Source organism: Novosphingobium sp. BL-S-34, assembly GCF_056857015.1.
Genome location: NZ_CM166473.1, coordinates 7,501 through 20,918 on the forward strand (window position 1 = coordinate 7,501; position 13,418 = coordinate 20,918).

A 13,418-nucleotide genomic window follows, 5' to 3' on the forward strand; every position below is an offset into this window, starting at 1 on the left:
GAGGATGGCGTGGTGCAGGATGATGCGCGCGCCCTCCCACGCAACGGTGATACCCTGGATATGGAACAGGACCACCAGGATCGCCGCGGTGCCGCGCAATCCGTCCAGAACTTCGAAATGCGCCTTGCCGGTAGCTGTGCGGTCGAGCCTGGGTGCGTTTTGCGCCTCATGCCGGGCTTCCGGTGTTGCCGTAAGCCGTGGCCTTGCCAATCGATCCAACTTGTCCGCTCCCGCAGTCGCTTTTCTTGTTGCGGTCGGACTGGGTGATTTACCGTTAAATCACAAGAGCCTTTTTCAGCCCGATCCGCGATCCGCGCGCGGTTGGGTATGAAGCGCCAAGCCCCTGCAATGGCCGGCATTCGGGCCGCTGATGGATAGATGCAAGCGGCCATAGCGCTCCGTAAGTGCGGCTTCGCGATTCTGCGGGCAGAGGCAGGCTGGCGAATCGAGCTGCACGTTATTGCATGTTCTGTTCTCGTTTGTGCTGGTTTTGCGCCAGTCGATCCTGTAGGCGGCGCCTATGACGAAAGAGATTCCCTCCGCCCGGCGCGAACTGATCGCGTCCCGGCTTCTGGCCGGGGAAGCGGTCAGCAGTACGGCGCTTGCCAGCGAATTCGCGGTTTCCGAAGATGCGGTGCGGCGCGATCTGCGGGCGCTGGCGGCGCAGGGCACATGTCGGCGGGTCTATGGCGGCGCCGTGCCCATAGGCGCGGGCAGCACCCCGATCGCAGCGCGTTTGAGCGAGGACTCGGAAGAGAAGCGCGCTCTGGCCAGCGCGGCGATGACGCTCATATCGCCGGGAAGCTTCGTTTTCATCGACAATGGCAGCACGAATGTGCTGGCCGCGGAGTTCCTGCCGGACGATGCCGAACTTTCGGTCGCGACCAATTCCGTCCATGCGGCGGCAAGGCTGGCGACGCGCCAGGACGTGCCCTTCGTCCTGCTCGGCGGCGGCGTGGACCTGGCGATCGGCGGCTGCGTCGACGGCACGGCCATCGAAGCCTTGTCGCGTCTGAACATCGATCTCTGCCTGCTTGGGGCCTGCGCGGTCTCTGCGGAGCGCGGCGCCAGCGCTTTCGACGCGGCCGATGCGGCATTCAAGCGCGCGCTTGTCGGGCGAAGCCGGTGCACGGTCGTGCTTGTTTCGAACGACAAGCTGACCGCAACGGCGCCGTTCACGGTTGCCGATCTGGACAGCATCGACCACATCGTGCTGTCCCACGACGCCCCCTCCTCCCAGGTTGCCGAGCTTGAGCGGGCCGGTGCAAAAATCCTGCGCGCTGCGGCCCCGCAGGCGAACTAACGGAAATCACCGATCATGACACACGATGCCGGCTCCCGGTTCGCGACCCGTGCTGCCTTTCTCGTGGCCGGCTTCGGCCTTGCCTGCTGGGCCCCACTGGTCCCGCTGGCGAAGGCGCGCCTTGGCGTGAGCGATGGCACGTTGGGGCTGCTGCTCCTGTGCCTGGGACTGGGTTCGGTCGCCGCCATGCAACTTGCCGGCCCGCTGACCTCGCGCATGGGCGCTCGTCCGGCGGTAATCGTCGGCGGAGTGGGGCAGGCGGTGCTGCTGCCTTTCCTGGCCTACGCGCCCGGCGTCGGATCGATGGCGCTGGCCTTGCTGCTGTTCGGGGGTTTTCTTGGCGTGATCGAAGTGGGCATGAACGTACACGCGGTGGAAGTCGAGAAGCGCGCCGATCGTCCGCTCATGTCGGGTTTCCACGGACTCTTCAGTGTGGGCGGCTTTGTCGGCGCATCGATGATGACGCTTGCGCTTTCGGCCGGACTGGCGGCCGTGACCGGCGCGATCGTCGCCGCGGCGCTCATGATCGCGGCGCTGATCCTGGCGGCGCCCCGATTCATCGCGACGCCCCGCGCGCAGGAGGCACCGCTCCTTGTCGTGCCGCGCGGCATCGTCGTCCTGCTTTCTCTGCTGGCCGCGCTCACTTTCCTGACCGAGGGCGCGATCCTCGATTGGGGCGCGCTCCTGCTGAGCGGCAAGGGGCTGATGCCGGCAGCGCAGGCGGGCATCGGCTATAGTGTCTTTGCCGTAGCGATGACGTTCGGCCGCCTGACCGGCGATCCCGTGGTGGCGCGGCTTGGCGATCGGCGCACCATGTTCTGGGGCGGACTGCTCGCCATTGCCGGCTATGTCGTGCTGCTGACAGCGCCGGTCGCGCCGCTTGCTTTCGCGGGCTTCCTGCTGATCGGTCTTGGCGCATCGAACACGGTGCCGGTGCTGTTCCGACTGGCCGGGGCGCAGAAGGCGATGCCGTCGGGCCTGGCCATCGCCTCGGTCACAATGGTGGGCTATGCCGGTATCCTGGTCGGCCCGGCCGCCGTAGGCTTCGTGGCGCAAGGCATCGGACTGCCGAACGCCTTCTGGATCCTTGCGGCGATGCTGCTGCTGGTGCCGCTCTGCGCCGGCCTTGCCACTGGCCCGGCTGCGCGCGGGTCCTGATCGGGCGGCCCTGAACTCGGGGTAAGTGCCCATTCCGGCGACCCGGGAATATAGCCATTCTCGAAAGCGAAATGGCCCCGCCTGCTTCCTTGTCCGGCTCACCCGGCGGCGCGTCCTGCGGTAGCCGGGAGCCGTGGGGGCGGCTCTGGATGACGGCGCTGGTCCTGCCCATGGGGCTCACTCTTGCGACCGGGACCGCCATCGCCGCCGGTCCGAACGACCAGATGGACGAGATCGACGAGCAGGCGACCGCGGTGGCCGAGGCTGCCAGGGCCGGCATTGGGAAGAAAGGGGACAAGGACGTGCTGGCCGTGCCCTTGCCCATCACCAGCCCGGTGCTGGGCGTCGGCCTCGTCGTGGCCGGCGTGGTGTTCTACAATCCGAACGGCGCGCCTTCGCCCTGGATCAGCGGCGCCGCGGCGATGAAGACCAACAACGACAACTGGCTGCTGGGCGGCTTCCACAGCATGTCGCTGGCAGACGACCGCTTTCGCTTCACCGCCGCCGTCGGTGCCGGCAAGCTCGTCACGGACTACTACGGAACCGGCGACGCTGCCGGAGACCGGGACGTTGCCGCCCAACTGGACGAGAAGACCGTCGCGCTGCGGCTGCAGCCCCAGATGCGGGTGCTGCCCGGGCTCTATGCCGGCGTGCGCGCCCTGGCCATGCATGTGAAAGTGAACCCGCGGGATGCGGACCCGGCCTTTCCGGATCTGGCCATTCGCCAGGACCAGCGCAACAGTACCCTCGTCCAGTTCGGCCCCGCCGTGACATACGACCGGCGCGACGACAGCCTGAACCCGCGGCAAGGCGCATTCCTGCATGCCGAATGGCTCTGGGGGATCAAGGCGCTGGGCAGCGATTACAAGGGCGGGAAATTCACGGCGGGCGCCAGCGTCTACGTTCCCTCGGGCACCAGGACGGTCTGGGCGTTCCATGCCGGTCTCTGCGATGCCGCGGGCGATCTGCCTTACTTCGACTTGTGCCTCTATGGGCAGAAGAACGATCTCAGGGGGTACAAGGCCGGGCGCTACCGCGACGGCATGAGCTGGGCACTTCAGGCGGAATGGCGGCGGCACTTGTTCGGCCGCGTGGGGATGGTGGCATTCGGCGGGATCGGCGGGATCGCTCCCAGCCTTGCGCAGCTTGGCAGGACCGATTTCCTGCCGGCCGGGGGCGTCGGGCTGCGGTTTCAGCCTTCGCGGGCCACCAACATCAACCTTCGGCTCGACCTTGCGGTGGGGAAGGATTCGCAGGCCGTCTATCTCGGCATTGCCGAGGCCTTCTAGCGCCTGGCCCGCGACGCCCGCCAGATGGCGTCAGAACATCACGCCGAGACCCAGGATCCCCACATTGGCGTTCGGTTCGCCATTGCCCACGGAGAGGTGCTTGAATTCCACTTTGGCATAGAGCTTTTCGGTCAGGTTCTGCTCCCAGCCGGTTCCGAGCCCGACGGCATTGCCGCAGTCCCGGCAATCCTTGGACTGCCAGTTCAGGCCCACGAAGACTTTGCTTTGCGGCAGGACTTCCGCTCCGGCGCGGCCGCCGATACCCCAGGCGACGCGGGTGCCGTCCGTCAGCAGCTTCTCGGCCGTACCTTCGACGCCGACGAAGAAGGTCTCGTTCAGATCGACATCGTAGCCCAGGGCCACGCCGGTGATGGCATCGGTTTCTTCGTCGTTCAGTTCACGCCGCCCGTGAATTCGACATAGGCCTCGTCGGCCCATGCGGGCGTGCCGGCGAGCATCAGGAGGAGAGCGAAAGGAACTGCTGCGCTGCGCATGTTTCGGAACCGTCCATAGGATTGGCGGCCCCAACCCTAGCAGCCCTGTTTGCCGAACATTCTAGGGGTTTCCACCGCTATCCGGGCGGACGAAGCCCCACCCCGCCTAACCGCGCGCGTGGTCACGCCAGCGTTTGCAAGGCGCCGCCTTGCGCTGCGGACGCGCGCATGGCGTCCATGATCCGCATGCATTCCAGGCCGTCGCGGAACGTCGGCGCCGCCACGCCGCTCGCTTGGGCCTGGCCGGTGATCCGCGCTTTCAGCGCTTCGGCGAGACGGGTGAAAGGCGCCAGTTCGAACGGCGGGCCGCGACCGGAGGCGGCGGGATCGGACGGGGCCGGAGCCTGCGGTAGCGCCAGTTCGGGGGGCACTTCAAGCTGGCGGGTGCCGGCGCTGTCGGCCAGAAACACCTTGCCGCCATCGATCCAGACGGTGCCTTTCGATCCCGCGCAACGGCAGAGGCTCGCCGGTTGGCCCCAGGCGCCCGCCGATTGCTGCATCGAACCTTCGACACCGCTCTTCGTCACGAAGCGCACCGAGTAGGAATCCTCGGCCACGTCCTTTCGGTCGGACACGGTCAGGAGGTTCGCGCTCAGGGCGTGGATGTCGCCCAGCCAGGCGCGGACCTGGTCGATCAGATGGGAGCCCCCGGCGCCCAGCCAGCCGCCACCGGCCTCCGCGTCGAACCACCAGCGCGGGAGCCGGGCGGCAGGATCCGCGCAAAATGGAATGAACTGGTCCATGACCAGGAAGCGCGGCTCGCCGATCAGGCCGTCCCGGATGGCCTGGCCGAACAGCGCCCGCTCAGGCAGCCAGCGGAATTCGTGCGAGACCATGTGCACGACCTGCCGTTCGTCCGCGGCGTCCAGAAGGGCGGCGCCTTCGGCCGCATTCAAGGCGAAGGGCTTTTCGCAAAGGACATGGCATCCGCGGGCGATGGCCCGGTGGGCCAGGCTTGCATGCGTGTCGGGCGTGGTGGCGATCGTCACCACTTCCGCGCCGGTGGCGGTGATCGCTTCGTCGAGATCGGTGAACCAGGCGGGAACCCCGCTGTCGGCGGCCTTGCGGGCGAGCCTTTCCTCGTTCCGCCCGACCAGTGCGGCGACCTCGAACCCAGCGGCGCGCAAGGCCGGAACATGGATGCGGCAGCCGAAACCGGTGCCGACGACGATGGCTGGGATGGTCTTCATCCACGATTCTCCGCGGAGCGGGCAGGCTCCGTAGTCTTGACGCCAGCGGCGCATTTCCTCCGCCGATTGTTCACAAGAAAGTGCGCACTGTCGATGCCGGGCAAGCCGGATCCACCGCGCTCGCGGCGCTATTCGCCGGTGCGATGTCTCCCTTGCCGCGGTCAGGGCGCTTTACCTCGGCCTGTTTCGCCGCCACCCCGGAAGGCCGCCAAGGCAGTCGGCGCTCTCATGGAGCGGCGCCTGCCTTTCACCTCCGCAGCGGCGCCGGGCAGTCCGCTCCGCACGCTCGATCGGGACCAGGATGCGGCCGGTAAGTCTTGAGTTCGTCAGCACCTTCGGCCTGCCTCCCGTCGAGTCCGTGCAACTGGCGGCGCGGCTCGGCTATCAGCATGTCAGCACCGTGCTGGAACCGTTCCGCGAGAGTCTGGAGGGCCACCCGCATTTCTCGCTGCGCAGCGACGCGGCGCTGCGGCGGGACCTGCTGGCGGCGATGACCGACACCGGCGTCACGATTGCCTCCGGGGAAGGCATCGCCGTGCTGCCCGGCCGCGATGTTCGGGATCTCTACGCCGGGGACCTCGAAATCATGGCCGAACTGGGGATTCCCAGGATCAATGTGGTGAGCCTCGATGCCGACCTTGCGCGGACATTCGACCAGCTTGGCCGGTTGAGCGAAATGGCCGGTTCCTTCGCCATCGAAACCCTGATCGAATTCGTCCCCATCCTCCCGATCCGCGACTTGGAGACGGCGATGCGCGCGATCCGCCATGTCGGCCGCAGGGATTGCCGGCTCACGTTCGACATGATGCATTTCTTCCGCACCGGCGGGCAAACGCAGGACATTGCTGCAATCGACCCGCAGGCGATCGGCTATATCCAGCTATGCGATGCGCCCTTCGCGCCGGTCATCGCGGACTACATGGAAGAAGCCGTGTGCGAGCGGGCCGTCCCCGGGGAAGGCGAATTCCCGCTGGCAGAGGCGCTCGCACAGCTTCCCACGGACCGGGTGGTGGGGGTCGAGGTACCGCAACGATCGGCAGGCGCTGCCGGCGTCTCCCTCGATGCCAGAATGGCGCACTGCCTGGCGGCGGCACGCCGGCTTCTTGCATGAGGAGCGGCCGGCAAATCCTTCAACGCCCAAGCGATGGTTGCGTACCAAGGCTGCGCTTGGGCCGATGTCCGGCGGGCGGAAATTGACCCTGCGCGCACCGCTGCGCTAAACATCCGTTCAACAGTGGAGAGGTGCCGGCAATGGATCTGGAAAGCGAAGTCGCGGCCCTCAGGCGCAGCGTGCAGCATATCAGGGACCGGCAGGAGATCCTCGATGTCATCGTCCGCGAATCGCGGGGGCGGGACCGCCACGACGAGGCGCTGACGGCAAGTTGCTACTGGCCCGAGGGTGCGGACGAACACGGCCCCGTGCCGCTGCCCGCAACGGAATATCCCGCGAAGGCCAATCGCGGGCATGCCGCGATGTTCGCGATGAACCAGCACAACCTGGCCAACCATTCCTGCGAGATCGACGGCGACACCGCCTATTGCGAGACTTACGTCATCGGCACCCTGCTTTCGCACGACGGCCTGACCTGCACGATGGCGGCGGGTCGCTACATGGATCAGATGGAGCGGCGGGACGGCGAGTGGCGGATCCTGTGGCGTCGCTCGACGGTGGAGGCCGCGATGCAGGGCGATGCCTCGTGGTTGCAGACCCCGGCCGTGAAGGGCTTTCTCAAGGGACGGCGCGACCGGGACGATCTTTCCTACGACCGCCCGGTCGCAGTGGGCGCGGCGGGTACGCGCTGGTGAGGCGCGCACCGGTAAAGGGGGCTGGCCAGGCTGCCCTCCTGCCGGAAATCAGCGGATAATCAGGGGGTGGTGGCGGTGCGGCGCCACCTTGTGGGTATCGCGGTATGACGGCGGCTGGCGGCCGCCCTCGTCGGTCAGCCCGTATCGCACGGCCATTTCCGCCCCGATCACGGTTTCGCCGTTGAGCGCGGCCAATTCGGGATCGTTATAGAGCGCCCAGATCACATGGCCGGTAAATTCCGGCGTTTCGATCTGGCCGCGAAGATAGCCGTACTTTTCCGGATCGGCGGCGATCATGGCCAGCAATCTGTCGGTCGCCAAAGCCCCCATCCAGATCGACAGGGCCGCGACGCGGGTACCGGCCGCCTTGAAGTCCACCGCCATGTCGAAGGCCATCTTGTCGATCCCGGCCTTGTGCGCGCCATAGGCAGGCCCCATCGCGTAATGCGCGGCGCCCGAGGCCGAGGTGAAGACGATCAGCCCATGGTCCTTCGCGGCCATGCCCGGCGCCGCCAGCCAGCTCGCCACGTAGCTGCTGCGTATCCCGACATCGATCATGTCGGCAAGTTTGCGCGGCTTTTCCCAGAACTGCCCGGGCATGGACAGCTCGTCATAGACGGCGGCGGCATTGTTGACGAGAATATCGATCCGGCCTTCGTCCGCCAGGACCTGATCGAACAGCGCTTCCACCTGGGTGTCGTCGCCATGATCGCAGCGCACCGCGATGCCCTTGCCCCCGGCGCGCGTCACCGCCTCGCCGGTTTCGTAGATGGTGCCGGGCAGGGCATGATCGCCCTGCCGTTCCGACCGGCCGGTGACGTAGACGGTGCATCCGTGGCTGCCCAGCGCAATGGCAATCCCGCGTCCGGCACCCCTGCTGGCGCCGGTGACGATGGCGATGGTCCGCTCTGTCATGTGCCGTTCTCCCTCAGGCCGCGCGACCGGCCAGCGAGGCTGGCTGCCCGATGGGGGTATAAGCGCGGTAGGCAAAGCGCCATTCGCCGCCCTCCCGCACGAGGCGGTCGGTATAGAGGCCGGTCATCGTCATGCCGCTTCCGGATTTCAGCGCGATGGTCTCCAGCACGGTGGAGAGCACGCTGGCGCCGTCCTGCGTGAAGGCGATCGGGCCGATCTCGTTGAAAGGCGTGACGCTGCGGAAATCGGTCCAGGTCGCGGTCCACATCTGCTCCAGCGCGGCATGGCCGGCAACTTCGAACTGGGGCGTTTTCCAGGTGGCGTCCGCGGACCAGCAGTCCAGCCAGTCGGCGCCGTCCTGGCGGACGACGGCCATGGCATAGCGCCCGTAGACTTCGCGGATGAGCAGCCGGTCTTCGATCCTGCTATCGGACATGTCCTGCGTTCTCCCGTTCCCGCCCCGGCCTGCGCGGTGTCCGCCGATTTGCGAGCGGGCGGCGGGGCTTGTCAATGCGGGCATCCCAGAGCGCGCAGGGGCGATGCCAGAGGCCGGGACCGGACCTTTCAGGCGGCGGCTGGCGGCGCCGTCAGCGGGCCTTTTCCAGGAGATCGTAGCGCTGGATATAGTCGCGGAACGGCTCCCGGGCCTGGTCCGCGGTCATGCCGAAATCGGTGATGTCATACTTGTGCGTCCCGCGCGCGAGTTCGGGTTTTTCCGCAATCCGCTTCGCCAGCCCCGGCCGGAGGGTTTCGGGAATGTCCATGTCGATGAAGGCGTAGATGCGTTCGAGGACGGCCATCGGATCGGCATGGAAGTCGGCATGGACGACATCGAGGACCTGCCCGGGAAAGCGGCTGCGAACCCGCTGGGCCTTCTCGACCGCCTCGGACCACTTGGCCACTTCGCGGATCAGCATGTTTTCCGACCGCTCCTGTCGGCGGCCTTCCTCGAAGAGCGGGTGAAGGTTCGCCATGAGCGACACGAGCGAGGGGATCGCCTTGCCGGGATCGCGGTGCGTCTGGATGATCTTCGCATCGGGGAACACCGCAAGCAGCAGGTCGAGGTTCTCGATATGCCCCGGGTTCTTGAGCAGCCACCGGCGATGCGGCTCGTTGCTGCCGATCAGCTGCACGCAGGCGCGGAAGTAATCGTAGGAGGCCGCTTCGGACTGGCTTCGCCACCAGGCGTCGTAAGTCTGCGCAGAGGGCCCGGCGCAGGCCAGGATGTTCGAGGTGAAGCCGTGCCACAGGATCATGCAGCATTCGTGGACTTCCTCGGCCGCGCGGAAATGGGCGGCCTGGTGATCGGGCGCGGCGGCGTGCTGGGCATCGATGCCGGCCATGGTCTTGCGGAACTGCGGATAGTCGGCCCAGGTCTCGATCGGCGGGCGAGGCATCGGGGAATCGATCAGCCAGGTCTGAAGCCCCTGGAAGCGGGGATCCACGGCCATCAGGCGGTGCAGCGCCGTGGTGCCGGTGCGCGGAACGCCGGTGATGACGACCGGGCTCACCACCGGATGGCGGTCGAAACCGGGATGCTGTTTCATCGCACGATAGGCATGTGCCCGGCCGCGCAGGATGGCCACGATCTGGCCCCAGGCCGCGCGCCGTCCCTGTTCGTGAAAGCGGGGGTCGTAGTCCATGGCATGAAGGTAGGCGTTCAGCCCGGGGCGATAATCGTCCGGGCCGAAGTCGCTGCTGCCGATCTCCGCGGCGACGAGTTCGTGCAGGGCATCGCCCGCATGGCGGAATGCGCTGGGGGGATCGTACGTCAGGTCCATTCGAAATCATCCTCGCCCGCGGCCGTTCTTGCGCGAGGCACCATGTTCGATCGGCGATTCAAGACAGTCAAGACTATCTAGCTTGGCCGGGCCGATATCCTGCCTGCGATGTGGCGGGGCTGCTCCTGCCAGAGGGCTTGCGGCGCCGCACTATGACAGTGCATGCTTTCCTCGGCGCAATGCCCGGCCCGACGCGGTGCCGGGACGGCCGCACTCGACGGGACCGGACAACCGGACGCTTTCAGCAGAAATCCATGCCGCGAAGACCCCCGGGCGGGCGCGGAGGGAATGGGTGAGGATATCGTATGGGTCCTTCAATAGAACCGCTCGCCAGCTACCTGGCCCCTCTCGAAGAAGCGGCCGCGGAGCTGGCGAACACCTGGCACCCGGAAGACCCGGCCTATCGGGCGGAAGTCTGCCGGCAGGCGCTGATGAACCTGTCCTACGGCTATTTTGTCCATTTCAACGCCGATGCCGAGCATCCGGACTGGAGCCCGCTCTACAACCCGGTGTTCCTGTGCCAGCCCAATCCCGACGATATCTACCTCTTCAGCCCGCTGCGCGATGACCTGACCTACCGCGTCAGCGGCGACAGGGGCACCGTGAGCAAGCTGATCTTCGTGACCCAGCGCGGGATTCCCGGCACGCTCGAAACGGTGGGTGAATATGGCGCGGCCAGCAGTTTCGACGATTCGGACTTCACCGTCGGCCCCGACGGGCGGATCGACATCGTGTTCAGCGCTGTGCGGCCCGAGGGATACGAGGGCGACTGGTCGCAGCTGAAGAACGGGGCCGACTGCATCTTCGTACGCTATCGCATGATCGACTGGAGCTGCGAGGTCGATCCGCAGCTCACCATCGAATGCCTGGACCAAGTGCCGATGAAGCCGCGTCTCTCGCCCGAAGCAATCGCCGCGCGCCTGGGCCGTCAGGCCGCGGTTCCCCGCAACCAGAACCGGCTGTTCTACACGATGCAGAACGAGATCCTGGAGGCGGTCGGCCAGAACAGGATCCATCCGGTGCGGCTGCCCGGCCTCGACAAGCAGCTCTACTGGCCCGCGGTGTTCTCTTTCGAGGAGGACGAGGCGCTGATCGTCGAGACCGAGATGCCGGCGGTCGCGCGCTACTGGAACATCCAGCTAAATGACCCTTTGTTCAACGCGGTCGAATATGTCTACCGGCAGAGCAGCCTCAATGGATCGACCGCGATCATCGACGGCGACGGCAGGCTTCGCATCGTCATCGCGCTGACCGATCCCGGCGTGCACAACTGGCTGGACCCTGCGGGCTATACCGAGGGAACGCTTTACGGGCGCTGGTACGATTGCTCCAGCCTGCCGATCCCCACCATCACGACTGTCAAGCTGGCCGATCTGAAGGCGCACCTGCCGCCTGGCACGGCCACGGTTTCGCCCGCCGAGAGGGAGCAGGCCCTGCGCAGCCGCGTGCGCGCCGCCCAGCGCCGGCGCCGCTGGTAAGGCCCTTCCCCCGAGACCGACCATTCCGACTGGAGACGCATTGTGGCCACCAAGACAACCTCGATCCTGGATTACCTGGGCGATCTCGAACAGGCGGTGGACAATCTGGCGATGAGCTGGCGGCCTGAAGACCCGGCCTATCGCGCCGATGTCTACCGCCAGACGATGACCAGCCTGTCCTATGCCTATTTCATGTATTTCCACGCCGATGCCGAGCATCCCGACTGGGCGCCACTGTGGAACCCGGTCTTCACGCTTCAGCCCAACCCGGACGATATCTATGTGCAGAGCCCGATCCGGGGGGACTTGCGCTACCGGGTCTCGGGCAATCGCGGGACCTGCCGCATCCTCTCGTTCACCACGCAGAAGGCGCTTTCGGGCACTGTCGACGAGATGTCCCGGCCCAATGGCCATAATGAGGTGGATTGCGACGATCTGGGCATCGGGCTGGGCGAGGATTTCGAGATCCGGTTCAGCGCGGTGCGGCCGGAACGCCATGCCGGGCACTGGGCGCCGATCGATCCGGAGGCGCGGGGCATGTACTTGCGCTACCGGATGTATGACTGGGAGAACGAGACCGATCCGCAGCTCTCGATCGAATGTCTGGACCCGGTTCCGCCCAAGCCCCGGCTCTCGCCCGAGGATATCCTGGCGCGGATCGGCGAGATGGCGCGCTTTCCGGCGCGCAAGACGAACCTCTACTACCCCATGCAGAACGGCGTGAAGGACCGCGCGGGCTTCAACGTCTTCGAGCCGGTCCGCATGCCCGGCGCGCTGGTCAAGCAGGTCTACTGGCCGGCCTGCTTCCAGCTCGCGGAAGACGAGGCGCTGATCATCGAGACCGAGATTCCCGAACGGGCGCCCTACTGGAACATCCAGCTCAACGACCCGCTCTTCAATGCGCTGGAATATGTCTATCGGCTGTCCAGCACCAATGGCGCCATGGCCAGGCTCTCGTCGGACGGACGGTTTCGGGCGGTGATCGCGCTGACCGACCCCGGCGTGCCCAACTGGCTGGACCCGGCCGGCTACACCGAAGGCGGCATCTATGGCCGCTGGTACGATTGCAGCGCGGAGCCGACGCCGACGATCCGGCGCGTCAAGCTGGCCGAGCTGCGCGATCACCTTCCCGAAGACACGCCCCATGTCACCCCCGCGGAGCGGCGCGAAGAGATCGCCCGGCGCGTGCGGGCCTGCCAGCGCCGCCGGCGCTGGTAACACCGCGCCTTGGCGCCGAGAGTGGCCAGCGCCGCCGGCGCTGGTGAAACCGCGCTTTGGCGCCGGGAGTGGCCAAAGCCGTGGCGGCGCTATAGGACGGCCGCAAGTGAGGCGGTGTTTGGCGGAGCAGAGTTTGGACAGGCAGAACGACAGGCCGCGGCAAAGGCGCGCTCCCGCACAAGTTCGGGAGGAAATTCTCCGCGCCGCGGAAGCGGAGTATTCGCGCTATGGTTTCTCGGGCGCCACCACGGCGGCCATCGCGGCGCGCGCCAATACGACCGAGACGCAGATTTTTCGCTACTTCAGCTCCAAGGCCGAGTTGTTCCGCGAAGCGATCCAGCGCCCGTTGGACAGCCACCTCCAGACCTTCATGTCGAACGTCTCCGCCGCCAGCGGCGATGCACCGCTGGAAGCGCAGGCCAAGACCTACATCGCCGAGTTGCAGGACTTCATCGCCGAGCACCAGCGCATGTTCCTCTCGCTCATCATGGCGGAAACCGGCAAGAGCAGCGAAGTGCAGGGCATGGCCGCGGTCGATGCCCTGCACGACTATTTCGCGCGCGGCGCCGAAGTGGTGCGCGGTCGTACCGGGGGCACGGACAAGCTGCCGCCCGAACTGATGGTCCGCATCAGCTTCGCCTCGCTGCTGGGCTGCGTGCTGTTCAAGGACTGGCTCTATCCCGAAGGCATGGCCGACGATGAGACCCTGCGCGCGGCGACCACGCGCTTCGTGATGGACGGGATCTACGCGGACCCCGCGTAGCCCTGGGCGTCGATGGGGGGTGG

14 protein-coding genes (1 of these 14 running past the window's edge) are annotated in these 13,418 nt (G+C 66.6%); 8 read left to right on the top strand and 6 right to left on the bottom strand.

Annotated elements, in window-relative coordinates; genetic code table 11:
* Window positions 1-219: the start of an acyltransferase family protein gene (locus tag AC1VV3_RS14430; protein ID WP_482962609.1), read on the bottom strand. Its footprint begins 948 nt before the window's first position; only the first 219 of its 1,167 coding nucleotides appear in the window; the start codon lies at window positions 217-219; its stop codon lies off the left edge, out of view.
* Window positions 220-520: 301 nt separating this feature from the next.
* Here AC1VV3_RS14430 and AC1VV3_RS14435 point away from each other — a divergent pair, with 301 nt between their 5' ends.
* The 3 genes from AC1VV3_RS14435 to AC1VV3_RS14445 all read left to right on the top strand — a co-directional run bounded on the left by AC1VV3_RS14435 (window position 521) and on the right by AC1VV3_RS14445 (window position 3,750).
* Entirely contained in the window at window positions 521-1,303 is a 783-nt protein-coding gene (locus AC1VV3_RS14435; protein WP_482962610.1) for a DeoR/GlpR family DNA-binding transcription regulator, read from the top strand.
* A gap of 15 nt (window positions 1,304-1,318) precedes the next feature.
* On the top strand, window positions 1,319-2,461 hold the full coding sequence (locus AC1VV3_RS14440) for an MFS transporter (protein WP_482962611.1): 1,143 nt from the start codon (window positions 1,319-1,321) through the stop codon (window positions 2,459-2,461).
* Between the two features lie 149 nt (window positions 2,462-2,610).
* A complete protein-coding gene (locus tag AC1VV3_RS14445; RefSeq protein ID WP_482962612.1) occupies window positions 2,611-3,750 on the top strand; it encodes a BamA/TamA family outer membrane protein in 1,140 nt (379 codons plus the stop codon).
* A 30-nt stretch (window positions 3,751-3,780) separates the two neighbouring features.
* On the opposite strand, the gene AC1VV3_RS14450 is transcribed toward AC1VV3_RS14445, so the two are convergent.
* Both AC1VV3_RS14450 and AC1VV3_RS14455 read right to left on the bottom strand, forming a co-directional pair.
* Entirely contained in the window at window positions 3,781-4,113 is a 333-nt protein-coding gene (locus tag AC1VV3_RS14450) for a hypothetical protein (RefSeq protein WP_482962613.1), read from the bottom strand.
* A gap of 253 nt (window positions 4,114-4,366) precedes the next feature.
* Window positions 4,367-5,434, bottom strand: a complete 1,068-nt coding sequence (locus AC1VV3_RS14455; RefSeq protein ID WP_482962614.1) for a Gfo/Idh/MocA family protein — start codon at window positions 5,432-5,434, stop codon at window positions 4,367-4,369.
* Window positions 5,435-5,735: 301 nt separating this feature from the next.
* Between AC1VV3_RS14455 and AC1VV3_RS14460 the strand changes: the two genes are divergently transcribed.
* Together AC1VV3_RS14460 and AC1VV3_RS14465 are read left to right on the top strand one after the other, a co-directional pair.
* Window positions 5,736-6,545: a sugar phosphate isomerase/epimerase family protein gene (locus AC1VV3_RS14460; protein WP_482962615.1), complete on the top strand. Its 810-nt coding sequence runs from the start codon at window positions 5,736-5,738 to the stop codon at window positions 6,543-6,545.
* Window positions 6,546-6,685: 140 nt separating this feature from the next.
* Window positions 6,686-7,240, top strand: coding sequence for a nuclear transport factor 2 family protein (locus AC1VV3_RS14465; RefSeq protein WP_132268953.1), 555 nt, complete (start codon window positions 6,686-6,688; stop codon window positions 7,238-7,240).
* A gap of 48 nt (window positions 7,241-7,288) precedes the next feature.
* On the opposite strand, the gene AC1VV3_RS14470 is transcribed toward AC1VV3_RS14465, so the two are convergent.
* From AC1VV3_RS14470 to AC1VV3_RS14480, 3 genes are all read right to left on the bottom strand, one after another.
* A complete protein-coding gene (locus AC1VV3_RS14470) occupies window positions 7,289-8,155 on the bottom strand; it encodes an SDR family NAD(P)-dependent oxidoreductase (protein ID WP_482962616.1) in 867 nt (288 codons plus the stop codon).
* A gap of 13 nt (window positions 8,156-8,168) precedes the next feature.
* Window positions 8,169-8,591, bottom strand: coding sequence for a nuclear transport factor 2 family protein (locus tag AC1VV3_RS14475; RefSeq protein ID WP_166675362.1), 423 nt, complete (start codon window positions 8,589-8,591; stop codon window positions 8,169-8,171).
* Between the two features lie 151 nt (window positions 8,592-8,742).
* Window positions 8,743-9,936, bottom strand: a complete 1,194-nt coding sequence (locus tag AC1VV3_RS14480) for a sulfotransferase family protein (protein ID WP_482962617.1) — start codon at window positions 9,934-9,936, stop codon at window positions 8,743-8,745.
* A gap of 305 nt (window positions 9,937-10,241) precedes the next feature.
* Here AC1VV3_RS14480 and AC1VV3_RS14485 point away from each other — a divergent pair, with 305 nt between their 5' ends.
* The 3 genes from AC1VV3_RS14485 (at window position 10,242) to AC1VV3_RS14495 (ending at window position 13,395) form a co-directional block, all read left to right on the top strand.
* Complete coding sequence (locus AC1VV3_RS14485; protein WP_482962618.1) at window positions 10,242-11,414, top strand: DUF1214 domain-containing protein; 1,173 nt, start codon at window positions 10,242-10,244, stop codon at window positions 11,412-11,414.
* 42 nt (window positions 11,415-11,456) lie between these two features.
* Window positions 11,457-12,632: a hypothetical protein gene (locus tag AC1VV3_RS14490; RefSeq protein WP_482962619.1), complete on the top strand. Its 1,176-nt coding sequence runs from the start codon at window positions 11,457-11,459 to the stop codon at window positions 12,630-12,632.
* A 133-nt stretch (window positions 12,633-12,765) separates the two neighbouring features.
* The gene (locus AC1VV3_RS14495) at window positions 12,766-13,395 is read left to right on the top strand and encodes a TetR/AcrR family transcriptional regulator (RefSeq protein ID WP_482962620.1); all 630 of its coding nucleotides are present in this window, start codon (window positions 12,766-12,768) and stop codon (window positions 13,393-13,395) included.
* Window positions 13,396-13,418: the final 23 nt, after the last annotated feature.